Consider the following 13691-nt stretch of genomic DNA (forward strand, 5'->3'; position numbering starts at 1 on the left):
ATATCCCCTCCGACTATTAAATCAAAAGGCAGTATATTTGTTCAGTTTTTACATCCCACGTTAGGGTTAAGATATGCTACTTTTGAAATTGAAGAAATACCAGGACAAATTGATATACAAGCAGAAATAAACATTCCACAACATGAGTATATAATAGGTGGAGGTAATGACCAAGTAACAATACCAATAACAACAAAAACAACTTTAACGTTATCAAATGGAGCTAGTTCAGCTTTTATTAAGTCTATTTGGACTATATTGGATTGTAATGACATAGATTATTCTTCAGCAGAAACTAGCAGCGAAACAGTATCAGTAACCAAAACTCACTATGTAACTCTTTCTAGGTCAGATTTTAATACAGGCACACATACAGTGAATTTTATAAGTATAGGTTTTTATTCAACATATGGAGGAGCTATAGATATAGCAGAGGCGACCGATAGTATAACTTTAATTGTAGAAGAACCTTTTTCGGCAGATGATATATACACAGATTTAGTAGTAACACCAGATCCAAATGCATTATATGATGGCACTTCTGATACTATAGATATTACACTAGATGCCTCAAATTCTAATGAACCAAATGGTGGAAGATTGGCATATAGATATTGGGTTGATACCGACCCATCATATAGCAATGCAGGAGCAGGTGTAAACCCAGAGCTAGACGAAGGTGATACAACTCCTGAAATTTGGGAAACATCACTTGATAATATAGAGGCAGGACAAACTATTTATGCAAAAGTTAAAGTATACAGTTATGCTATGAATGACTTTGCTGAAACAGAAAGACAAGTAACAATCGGTACTATCCCTGTTGAGGTGATAGCAGATTTAAGCATTGATGCTCCAACAGAAGTAGAATGGCTGCCTAAAGAATGGGATAATGATGAACCAAAATCAGTAAGAGTTACATTAGATTCTAGTGGTTCATATGCGACTTTAGGAATTGATGATAGAGATTATGAACTTAATGGTGATAGTGTAAGTGGTAGCAGTAGTAGAAATTCAGAGTATATTGAAATAAGACCTTCTGATGTGAATGCTTTTGGTACAATTCCTATATGGAGTACAGTTACTATTGAAGATGAAAATGGAAATACCGATACAGCAACAGCTAGTACAATGATAAGACCGACCATTTCAAACACACCACCAGACGTGTTTTTTACAAATGATGACCCACATTATACTACATTACCAGTTAATTTAGTTAATGCTACAACGGATAAAGAGGAAGACGAAAAATATGCTGATTGGACAATTAGAACAACAGATGGAGATTTAATAGCTTATTCTCAAAATGATTATGAAACAGGTAATATAGATAGTGATTTTTCTAGTTTATATATAGAAAGTATGAATTTAGATACCTATGGTGGTGAAATTGTTTTTAATCAATCGGGTTATTATGACGTTGAACTCTATGTTATGGATGAAAGAGGAAATGAAGATAGTTATTCAAAAAGGATTTATGTAAATACCGAACCACAAGACCCAGTAGCTGATTTTGATATGTATGACTTTGGTTTTCCAAATGAAACAATTGAAGTTACAGACCGAAGTACTGACCCTAACAACGATATAGTTAGCAGAATATGGACTATGCCTTCAATTAATTTAGATACAGGGCAACCTGCTAGTGTTAGTGGTTATTTAAGTGGAAGTGGTGGAAACTTAACTTTTACAGAAGAAGGTACTTATGAAGTTACTTTAGAGGTTCGAGATTATACTTATCCTATAACTAATGCCTCTACAATTACTAAACAAGTACAGATTATACCTCCGTTACCTGTTGCTAGAATAACAGAGAGTGGTACACTTAAAGAAAATAGATTAGTTACATTAAGTTCAAAAGATAGTTTGACTCCTAGAGTAGACCCAATTCAAACAGATAGGAATGAATGGAGTATAACTCCTGTGGATGGGCAAGACCCTTCTTCTATAAAGATTGATAATGATACATCTGATAATGAAATTAAAAATGTAGTATTTAAAGAACCAGGAAGATATAAAGTATGGCTTAGAGTTCATAATAATTTTTCTGACGCTAATCCTAACCATCCACAAATTGATGCAACAGATATCGAAAAGATTATTACAATAGAAGAAGATGAAATACCCGACCCCGACTTTAACATAACAGGAGCTAATCCAGATTTTCAAAATAATCCTGTTAGTACTACAGTACACTTACAAGACTTTTCTATATCAAATGATGGAGATATTATAGACCGTTGGTATTGGACTATAATTCGTGATGATAATGAAAATGGAGATTTTTCAGATGATGATATATATGCTACATTTACCGATAAAACTGATTTTGATATAGGAGTAACATTTGAAGAAGGCAATTCTGGACAATTTAAAGTTGAATTAAGAGTAAAAGAAGAATTTGGACAACCTACTATAGATAAATTTGTAACCCCTAGTGATAGAAAAGAAAACACTATAACAAAAGTGTTTGACGTTAACTGGATACCCGACATTAAGTTTTCTATGACAGATTGGGCATATACAGATGATACTTTAAATCTATCTACTGTTATAAAAGACGAGGAAGTACCTACTACTACAGTAGATTGGTCTTTAAAAAGAGCTAGTGAAAGTGATCCAAGTGTTATGCTGCCTGCTAGTCTAAATGTTTACACCGATAATATGTTAGATAAAAATGGTGGAGCAATTAGATTTAAAGAAAGTGGTTTTTATGAACTTACTGCAACCGTAACTGATGAAATAGGGCAAAGTTATTCTTATTCTGAAACTATAAGGGTATATCCATTACCAACTGCTGTTATTAAAGATAATTCAAGTTTAAGATGGCCTAGTGGAGAATTTAATATAAAAGAAAATAGAAAATTTGAAATGGATGGTAATTCTAGTTATGCTCAAGACTACTATGGACCAGAAATGCATTCAATAGACCATTCAAAAGATTATTGGGAGATAATACCATTAGATAATCAAGGAACAGGAGTTATTAAAATACAAAACGGAAGTGGTGGAGCATTAGTTAACCAAGGTGGTAGTACTAAGTTTATAAGAAACAACGATAAGCTAGATGAAACATTACTATTTAAAGAAGAAGGACAATATAAGGTAAGGTATCAAGTAACTAATACTTTCGGCAAAAAATCACCATTTGCAGAAAAAATTATAACAGTACATGAAGATACAACTCCTAATATTAACTTTGATGTAATTCCTACTGCTTACAGAGATGCAGATGACAGTAAAAGAGCAGAACTGATTACCTATAACATTCAAGCTAGTTCTGATGATGAAGATACTATTGATATTCAAAGAATAAGATATAGATTTGACTCTGATAATGACGGAAACTTTAATGACGAAAGTTGGGTAGGTACAGTACCAATAGATACAGTAAATAAAAGGGCAACTGTAAAAGTTAATCATGTAGGTAAATATCAGTTTGAATTTATGGCAAAAGATGAATTCGGCCAACCGACTTTATCAGAGTTTGTTAATACAGGGGATAGACGAGAAAGCTATCAGTACAAAACTATAGAAGTAGATAATACTGCTCCAATAGTAGACTTTGAGGTAGCACCAAGTAATAAAGTAGATATTGTATTTACAATAGGGGATGTAGATGATAGTAAATTGGAAGAATTAAACGCTAAAATTGACACTTACGTTAAAACAGATTTAGAAGCTGAAAAGATTTGTATAAATATTAAACGGGGTCAGGCCTGAATAAGTGAATAACTTATTCTAGATTTTAAATTTCAAAGAAATAAATAGAATTAAGAAGGGAAATGTTAACAAAAGGCGAAAACTATAAACTAAGACAGAAAATAAATTTTACATATAGATTAGACTTAGGGGCAAAAGTCAAAAATAAAGGAGGGTAAAATGGCAAGAAAGCCTAGGATAGATTATAAAGGAGCATTACATCATGTAATGTGTAGAGGGAATAACGGAGACTATATCCTTAAGGAAGACAAAGACAAGGAAAGCTATTTGCAGTTAATAAAAAAGTATAAGGAAAGATATGGATTCAAACTTTTTGCTTACTGCATAATGGATAATCATGTTCATATGCTAATTGAGAGAGAAAATACATCTCTATCTAAGATAATGCAAGGAATACAACAAAGCTATACCCAAAGATATAATAAAAAATATAACAGGAAAGGCCATGTATTTCAACAGCGATATAAGGCTGAGTTGTGTAACAAAGATGATTATTTGTTGCAATTAATAAAATATATCCATATGAATCCAGTAAAAGCTGGTTTCAAAGAAGGATTAAATTATAGGTGGAGTAGCTATAGAATATATATTAGTGGAAAAGATAACGATTTAGTAGAGACAGAATTTGTATTAGGATTTTTTTCAAAAAATTTAAGTAGAGCTATAGAAAGATATAAAGAGTTTATGAAAGAGAATAATAATGTAATAAGTACAGAAGAATATTTAATTAATCAAGAGGAATGTCTTAACAAGTATGAAGAAAATAATACTAAATCGACAACATTAGATATAGACGAACTTATAGAAAAGGTATGTGAGATATGTGAAGTTAAAATAGAAGATATTGTTAAAAGAACAAGAATTAAGAGATATTCAGATATAAGGAAAGCTATAGTTTTATTAAGTGAAGAATATGTAAATATATCTAATGAAAATTTAGCAAATAAACTAAATATTTCTTCATCAATGGTATCAAAAATAAGAAGCGGTGCGAGTAAAAGAAATAAAGAAGTAAACAAGATTGTTGAATTAGTGAAGAGTTATTCACTTATTCAGGCCTGACCCCATAAAAGACTATGTTTTATAGTCTTTTTTTTATATAATAAAGGGTGAGGCTAATGAGAAAAGTATAATAAGGGAGGATAAATTATTAATGAGTTACTTAGAAGGACTTAATGGGCCACAGAAGGAAGCTGTTATGACCACAGAAGGACCACTTTTAGTATTAGCAGGAGCAGGTAGTGGTAAAACAAGGGTACTAACCCGTAGAATTGCATATTTAATAGACGAAAAGAATGTATTGCCGGAAAACATATTAGCAATAACATTTACTAATAAAGCTGCAGATGAGATGAAAGAGAGAATCGGATTATTAATAGAAAATAGGGTAGAAGACATCTGGGTTGGGACTTTTCACTCAGTATGTGTAAGAATACTTAGAAGAGATATAGACAAAATAGGATACAATCGAAACTTCGTTATATTCGATACATCTGATCAAAAGACCCTTATAAAAGATTGTATAAAGGAAATGAATTTAAGTGAAAAACTTTATGACCCTAAAGCTATGCTAGGCTTTATAAGTTCTCAAAAAGATATACTTAAAGACCCGGATACATATATAAAGGAAAATGAAGGTGACTTTAGAGAAAGACAAAAAGGAGAAATATACAAGCTATATCAAAAGAAATTAAAGGGTAACAATGCCCTTGACTTTGATGACCTTATCGTTAAAACAATAGAGCTATTTATAAAAAATCCTGATGTATTAGAGTTTTATCAAAGAAAGTTTAGATATATCTTAGTAGATGAATATCAGGACACTAATAGAGCACAATACCAATTAGTAAGATTAGTTTCTAAAAAGCACATGAATATATGTGTTGTGGGCGATGATGACCAGTGTATTCCACAGGATTCAAAAATATATACTCCAGATGGACTTAAATCTATTGAAGAGTTAGATGCAGAAAGTAAAGTACTGTCAGCTGGTGGTCACGGTAAAGTTATGGTGGGGACTGTAAACAAGAAACTAAAAAAAGAATATAAAGGTCCCGCAGTAAAAGTAAAAACTAAAACTGGTAAACAAATAGTTGCTACTCCTAATCATATAGTTTTTGGAAAAATGAATCCTCAGCCTGGAGTACATTACGTTTATCTAATGTATAGAAGGGATAAAGGATATAGAATAGGACAAACACAGGGGGTTAGACTGAATCAAGAACACGGAGATAAAATGTGGATACTAAGAGTTTGTACAAGTAAAGAAGAGGCAACCTATTATGAACAGCTGTTATCAACAAAATATGGTATACCAACAACAGTATTTCATGCTCAAGGTAGAAATATGTCCCTTAATCAAGAGTATATAGACAGGATATTTAATGAAATAGATACAGAGAAGGCAGCATTAAAGTTAATGAATGATTTGTTAATTTTTGAAGAATACCCTCATCATAGATGCAATGGTGTAACAAGGGGAAATACTAAAAGAAGAATAATTAATCTAAACTTTTTCGGAGGAAAAGAGACAGGTCAAACTTCAGGATGGCATAGCCATAGAATTGCTTTTAATACTACTGGAGATAATCTGAAGGAAGCTGTTGAAAATCAAGGCTTTCCAGTAAGTGCTGGACAAAAAGATACATGGAGAGTTGAAACTGAAAGAAAAGATTATGATGAAGCTAATTTATATGGTAAGAAATTAGCTCAATTAGATGGAGTTATAGATATAATAAAAAGAGCTAAATTAACTAAAGATAATAGTTATTATTATATGCCAATATCTCATTTAAGACCTTCAATGAGTATTGCGATTTTAGATAAAAATGAAATCATTGAAGATATAGTAGAAGAAGTAACATTTGAAGAATATGATGGATACGTTTATGATTTATCTATACCTCACTTTAGACAGTTTATATGTGAGGGAGTTGTTGTTCATAATTCTATTTACGGATGGAGAGGAGCAGATATAAGAAACATATTAGATTTTGAAAAGGACTATCCTCAAGCAAAAGTAATCAAGCTTGAACAAAATTATCGCTCCACTAAAACTATATTAGAAGCTGCAAATACGGTTATAGCAAATAACTGGGGAAGAAAAAACAAGAGATTATGGACATCAAACAATGAAGGAGACCCTATCAACATATATAAAGCAGATAATGAGCACGATGAAGCTAATTTTATAATAAGTAAGATTAGAGAAATAAGCAGAAAAGAGGATGTAGATTATTCTAACTTTGCTATACTATATAGAACTAATGCCCAGTCCCGTGTGCTAGAGGAATCACTAATAAAAGCTAATATTCCTTATAGGATTGTTGGTGGACTTAAATTCTACGATAGAAAAGAAATAAAGGATATAATTGCATATTTACGTTTGATTCAAAATCCATTAGACGATATTAGTTTAAAGAGAATTATAAATGTTCCTAAGAGGGGAATAGGTAAAAAGACTATTGAAAAACTAGAACAATACAGCCTTCAAAAAGGAGAAAGCATATATAGTGTTATTTTAGACGCAGAGGAAGTACCGGGCTTATCACAGAGAGCTATAACTAAGTTAAAATCCTTTGCCTCTATGGTAGGTAAATTCATTGCAATGAAGGAGATTATAGGAGTAAAGGAGCTTATTGAAAAGGTAATAGATGAAACAGGATATTTAAACAAACTAAGAGAAGAAGATTCAATAGAATCTAGGACCAGAATAGAGAATATACAAGAGTTCTTGTCAGTTGCATTAGATTTTGAACAGACAAGTGAAGAAAAGACATTAGAAGAATTCTTAGCAAACATCTCATTATTATCAGATATAGATAAGACAGATGAAAGTCAAACTAACTGTATCACCCTTATGACATTGCATAGTGCTAAGGGGTTAGAGTTCCCTGTCGTATTTTTAGCAGGTATGGAAGAGGGAATATTCCCTATATCTAGAGCGTTAACAAGTGAAGATGACCTAGAGGAAGAAAGAAGACTTTGTTATGTTGGAATAACAAGGGCAAAGGAGAAATTGTATTTAACATATACTAACTTTAGAACTATATACGGACGTACATCCTATAACAGTGTTTCAAGATTTATTGATGAAATACCAGATAACCTTATAAACGATTGTAATGAGATTTCAAAGAGTGTAAATGCAAATAAAGGATTTGGTAATTCTAATAAATACTTTATGGGATATAAACCTGAAACGATTAGTAAGCCTAGCAGTAATGGTAAGAAAGAAGTACAAGTGGGTGCTAAGGTCAAACATAAATTATGGGGTGTAGGAACAGTAGTACAAGTGAAGAAGCAAGGAAGTAGCACTGAAATATCAGTTGCCTTTGATGGAGAAGGAGTAAAGAAACTTATGCTAGAATATGCACCTATAGAAATATTATAAATATAATTCTAAATTTTATATATAAGATAAAAACATATGTAGCTCACATCTTATGTGAGCTACTACAAAAATATACTATAATGGGAAATGTAGAATCGAGGTGAAATAAATGGATAAACTATCTAGAATGAAGGAATTAGTTGAGATATTAAATGACCTTAATTATTATTACTATACCCTTGATGAGCCTAAGGTTAGTGACAAAGAATACGATGAACTATATGACGAATTAGTGCGTTTAGAAAAGGAGACAGGAGAGGTTTTACCTAATTCTCCTACTCAAAGAATAGGTGGAGAGCCTCTAGATAAATTTGAAAAGCATACACACTTAGGTAAGCTATGGAGTTTAGATAAATGCCAAAGTGTAGAAGAATTAAAAAACTGGGATAATAGAGTAAAGAGATTAATTGAGCAGTATAATTTAGCAAATGAAGATAAATTACCAAAGCCTACCTATGTTATGGAATATAAATTTGACGGACTTACAATAAACTTAACATACAAGGATGGTAATTTAGTTCAAGGGGCTACTAGGGGAAATGGAGAAATAGGAGAAGCTATTTTACCCCAATTAAAGACTATAAAATCAATACCACTGAGTATAGATTTCAAAGGTACTATTGAGATTCAAGGAGAAGGATTAATGCCTTTATCGGCTTTAGAAAAATATAATAAGACAGCCGATGAGCCCCTTAAGAATGCAAGAAATGGAGCAGCTGGAGCACTAAGAAACCTAGACCCTAAAGTAACAGCTAAGCGTAACCTTATAGCATATTTTTATAATGTAGGGTATATAGAAGGTAAAGAATTTGACACTCATCTTGAGATGATAGAATTCATAAAAGAAAATAGACTTCCTGTTTTCGATTATATTAAGAAATTTGATAATATAGATGACCTTATAGAAGAAATAGAAAGATTAAAGGAAGAGAGAAAAAAATTAGATGTTCTTACCGATGGACTTGTAATTAAAATAAATGACATGAAAACAAGACAGGTACTAGGATATACTCAGAAGTTTCCTAGATGGGCAGTGGCATATAAATTCAAAGCAGAAGAGGTTACTACAAAATTAATTGGTGTAAATTGGAATGTCGGTAGAACAGGTAAAGTAACACCAACAGCGGTATTAGAGCCAGTTGAGATAGGGGGAGTAACGGTACAACGTGCCACACTTAATAACTGGGATGATATACAAAGAAAAAAGGTTGCTAAAGGCTGTAGAGTATGGATAAGAAGGTCAAATGATGTAATACCTGAAATAATGGGTACAGTTGAGGATAGCTGTGAAAACCCAGAGCCTATAAAGAAACCAGAGTATTGCCCGGCCTGTGGTTCTGAGCTAATTAGAGATGGAGTTCATATTTTCTGTACTAACTCATTATCATGCAAGCCTCAATTAGTGTCTAGATTAGTTCACTATGCCAGCAGAGATGCAATGAATATAGAAGGATTTAGTGAAAAAACTGCAGAACAATTATATGAAGAGTTAGGATTAGAGGATATACCAGAGCTATATGATTTAACCTTTGCTGATTTAATTAAATTAGATAGATTTGGTAAAAAGAAAGCAGAAAATCTATTGAATGCTATTGAGAATAGTAAAAAATGTAGACTTGACTCTTTTGTATTCGCATTGGGAATCCCTAATGTTGGTAAAAAGACTGCTACCGATTTAGCCAATAATTTTAAATCCCTTGATAAAATTATGAAGGCTACATATGAAGAACTAATAGCCATACCTGATATAGGAGATAAAGTAGCCAATAGTATAATAGAGTTTTTCCATGATGATAAAATAAAGGCTAACATACAAAAGCTATTAAAGTCAGGAGTAGAGCCAACATTTGAAGAACAAAAAGAGGTTTTAGATACAGTATTTACTGGAAAAACTGTAGTTATAACTGGAATATTAGAAGGTATAAGCAGGAAAGAAGCAAAGGAAATAGTAACTAAAATGGGTGGAAAAGTTACAGGTAGCGTGAGTAAAAAAACAGATTTTGTAATAGTGGGAGAAAAAGCAGGTTCAAAGCTTAAAAAGGCAGAGGAACTAGGTATTAGAATAATTAAAGACGAAGAATTTAAAGAGATAATCGAAAAAAATGGTATTGTTTCGTAAAGTTTACACACATAATAACTTATTGTATTATAGTTTTTGAGAGTAAATAAGAGTTAGTAAATTGTCTATAAACGAAAAAGGAGGAAAAACTATGGCTATAACTAAGGAGGACGTTAAACACGTAGCTAAATTGTCAAGATTAGAGTTTAGTGAAGACGAGATTCAGGACTTTACTGAAAAGTTTGCATCAGTGTTAGAATATGTAGATAAATTAAAGGAAGTAGATACTAAAGGTGTGGAGCCAACATATCATCCTCATCCAGTAAAAAATGTGATGAGAGAAGATGTAGTAAAAGAGTCGCTTTCTAGAGAAAAAGCTTTATCAAATGCTCCTGATAAGCAAAATGGATATTTTAAGATACCTAAGGTTTTAGGCTAAAGGTTAAAGATTTCATACAGAAAATAGAATTACTTAGAAAAACAGAGCGAGGTGAAAATATGGATATAACAAAATTGACCATACACGAGTTAAGAGACATGTTAAGAAAAGGAGAAATATCCTCAGAGGAAATAGTAAAAGCTTACTTTGATAGAATAGAAGAAACAGAAGCCAAACTAAATAGCTTTATTTCACTAAATAAGGAAGAAGCAATAAAAAGTGCTAGAGAAATAGATAAACGTTTAAAGAATGGAGAAAAATTAGGAGATTTAGCAGGTATTCCTGTTGCTATAAAGGACAATATAGTGACTGAAGGAGTTAAGACAACTTGTGGCTCTAAAATATTAGAAAACTTTGTACCACCTTATGATGCTACTGTAGTTAAGAAATTAAAGGATGAAGGTGCTATAATAGTAGGTAAAACAAATCTTGATGAATTTGCGATGGGTTCATCAACAGAAAATTCAGCTTATAAAACAACAAAAAATCCATGGGATTTAGAAAGGGTTCCTGGTGGCTCAAGTGGAGGTTCTGCTTCAGCAGTTGCAGCAGGACAAGTGCCTTTTGCATTGGGTTCAGAAACAGGTGGCTCAGTAAGACAACCAGCTTCCTTCTGTGGAGTTGTTGGTTTAAAACCTACATATGGCTTAGTATCTAGATATGGTTTAGTTGCATTTGCTTCATCATTAGACCAAATAGGTCCATTTACTAAGGATGTAGAGGATTGTGCTATTGCATTAAATAGTATTACAGGATATGATTCTAAAGATTCTACCTCTATAAACAGGGAAAAAATAGATTACAAAGAAGCTTTAGTAAATGACGTTAAAGGACTAAAAATAGCATTACCTAAGGAATATTTTGACGATAGTATAGATGCAGAAGTAAAAAATAAAGTATACGAAGCGATTAAAGTTTTAGAAGATTTAGGAGCGACAGTAGAAGAAGTATCACTACCTCATACAGAATATGCTTTAGCTACATATTATATAATAGCTCCTTCAGAAGCTAGTTCAAATTTAGCTAGATTTGATGGAGTAAGATATGGTAATAGAGTAAAAGACTATGATTCTGTAGAAGACTTATTCGTTAAGACAAGAAGCCAAGGATTTGGCGAAGAGGTAAAAAGAAGAATTATGGTTGGAACTTATGCATTAAGCTCAGGATATTATGATGAGTATTATAGAAAAGCACAAAGGGTTAGAACACTTATTAAGCAGGATTTTGAAAAGGTATTTGAAAACTATGATGTAATAATATCACCTACAACTCCTACTACAGCATTTAAAATAGGAGAGAAGGCAACGGACCCAGTATCAATGTATTTATCAGATATTTTAACTGTATCAGTAAATATGGCTGGTATTTGCGGTATGTCTATACCATGTGGCTATGCAAACGACTTACCAGTTGGATTACAAATTATAGGAAATGCTTTTGAAGAGAAAAAAGTGTTAAGAGTTGCTTATACTTATGAACAAAATAGTAATTTTGAAAGAAAACAGCCTAAAATTGGCGAATAAGAACTAAAGATTGGAGGGTATAAAAGTGCCATATAAAACTATAATTGGCCTTGAGATACATTCAGAGCTATTAACTGATTCTAAAATATTTTGTGACTGTTCTACTGAATTCGGAGGAGATGTAAATACTCACACTTGTCCAGTTTGTTTAGGATTACCAGGTGCATTACCTGTATTAAATAAAAAAGTAGTAGAGTATGGTATAAAGGCAGGATTGGCCTTTAACTGTGAGATATCTGAAAGAACAAAGATGGACAGAAAGAATTATTTCTATCCAGATTTAGTTAAAGGATATCAGATATCACAATATGATATGCCATTATGTCAAAATGGATATGTAGAGATAGAAACAGAAGATGGAGTAAAGAAAATAAGATTAAGAAGAATACATATTGAAGAGGATACAGGAAAATCAATACATTCAGAAGATGGTGGTTCATTACTTGATTACAATAGAAGTGGAGTACCTCTTATAGAGATAGTGACTGAACCAGATATGAATTCACCAGAAGAAGCTAAATTATTCTTAGAGAAATTAAAATCTATTTTACAGTACATTGAAGTATCTGACTGTAAAATGGAAGAAGGTTCATTAAGATGTGATGTAAATATCAACATAGTAGATGAAGAAACTGGAAAAAGAAGTACTATAACTGAGTTAAAGAACTTAAACTCATTTAAAGCAGCAGTTAAAGCTATGGAATATGAAGAAGAAAGACATAAGAAACTATTAGAAGAAGGCAAAGATACAAGAAGAGAAACGAGAAGATGGGATGAACTAAAGAACGAAACTATAGTAATGAGGGTAAAGGAAGAAGTATCAGATTATAGATACTTCCCAGAGCCAGATATAGTTGAGATGGAAATAGATAGAGAATGGGTAGAAGAGATAAGAAAAGAATTACCAGAATTACCACATGTGAAGAAGGAAAGATTTATAGAGCAATATGATTTACCAGAGTATGATGCAGAAGTTCTAACTTCTTCTAAGGCATTAGCAGATTTTTTTGAAGAGACAATTAGGTACTTTGACGACTCAAAACAAGTAAGTAACTGGATTATGGGAGATATATCAAGAAGACTAAATATGGAGAACATAGGAATAGAAGACGTAAGCTTTACTGCTAAAGATTTAGCTGACCTTTTAAAACTGATAGATGAAGGTAAAATAAGTAATAAGATAGGTAAAAAAGTATTGAGAGCTATGTTTGAAGAAGGTAAAGACCCAAATACAATTGTTAAAGAAAAGGGCTTAATTCAAATAAGCGATGAAGGAGAATTAAAGAAAATAGTAGATAAAGTATTATCAGAAAATCAACAATCGGTAGAAGACTATAAAAATGGTAAAGACAGAGCTCTTGGCTTCCTTGTAGGTCAAGTAATGAAAGCTACAAGAGGAAAGGCAAATCCTCAGTTGGCAAATAAATTAATAAGAGAGAGTATTCAATAAAGACGGGATTTACATCTCGTCTTTTTATTGTCTAAAAAAGTATATTTACTGTATAGCTTGTAATTAAGTAAAATACAAGTTTGAAAGGTAGAAAAAATGTT

7 protein-coding genes are annotated in these 13691 nt (G+C 32.1%); all 7 read left to right on the top strand.

What is annotated here, in order from left to right; all coding sequences use genetic code 11:
• Positions 1-3726: PKD domain-containing protein (locus L21TH_RS14570; protein WP_034429777.1), on the top strand; the 3726-nt coding region annotated here is incomplete at its 5' end.
• A 159-nt stretch (positions 3727-3885) separates the two neighbouring features.
• Positions 3886-4788, top strand: coding sequence for a transposase (locus tag L21TH_RS13800; RefSeq protein ID WP_006313942.1), 903 nt, complete (start codon positions 3886-3888; stop codon positions 4786-4788).
• A gap of 91 nt (positions 4789-4879) precedes the next feature.
• Positions 4880-8119 carry a UvrD-helicase domain-containing protein gene (locus tag L21TH_RS15100; RefSeq protein WP_006313944.1) on the top strand — a complete coding sequence of 1080 codons (3240 nt, stop codon included), beginning with the start codon at positions 4880-4882 and terminating at the stop codon, positions 8117-8119.
• Positions 8120-8228: 109 nt separating this feature from the next.
• Positions 8229-10238, top strand: a complete 2010-nt coding sequence (ligA, locus tag L21TH_RS08285) for an NAD-dependent DNA ligase LigA (RefSeq protein ID WP_006313946.1) — start codon at positions 8229-8231, stop codon at positions 10236-10238.
• Positions 10239-10329: 91 nt separating this feature from the next.
• Positions 10330-10617, top strand: coding sequence for an Asp-tRNA(Asn)/Glu-tRNA(Gln) amidotransferase subunit GatC (gatC, locus tag L21TH_RS08290; RefSeq protein WP_006313947.1), 288 nt, complete (start codon positions 10330-10332; stop codon positions 10615-10617).
• 59 nt (positions 10618-10676) lie between these two features.
• Entirely contained in the window at positions 10677-12140 is a 1464-nt protein-coding gene (gene gatA / locus L21TH_RS08295; protein WP_006313952.1) for an Asp-tRNA(Asn)/Glu-tRNA(Gln) amidotransferase subunit GatA, read from the top strand.
• 25 nt (positions 12141-12165) lie between these two features.
• Positions 12166-13590, top strand: coding sequence for an Asp-tRNA(Asn)/Glu-tRNA(Gln) amidotransferase subunit GatB (gene gatB / locus L21TH_RS08300; protein WP_006313956.1), 1425 nt, complete (start codon positions 12166-12168; stop codon positions 13588-13590).
• The last annotated feature ends 101 nt before the right edge of the window (positions 13591-13691 follow it).

This window comes from Caldisalinibacter kiritimatiensis (assembly GCF_000387765.1).
Classification (GTDB): domain Bacteria; phylum Bacillota; class Clostridia; order Tissierellales; family Caldisalinibacteraceae; genus Caldisalinibacter; species Caldisalinibacter kiritimatiensis.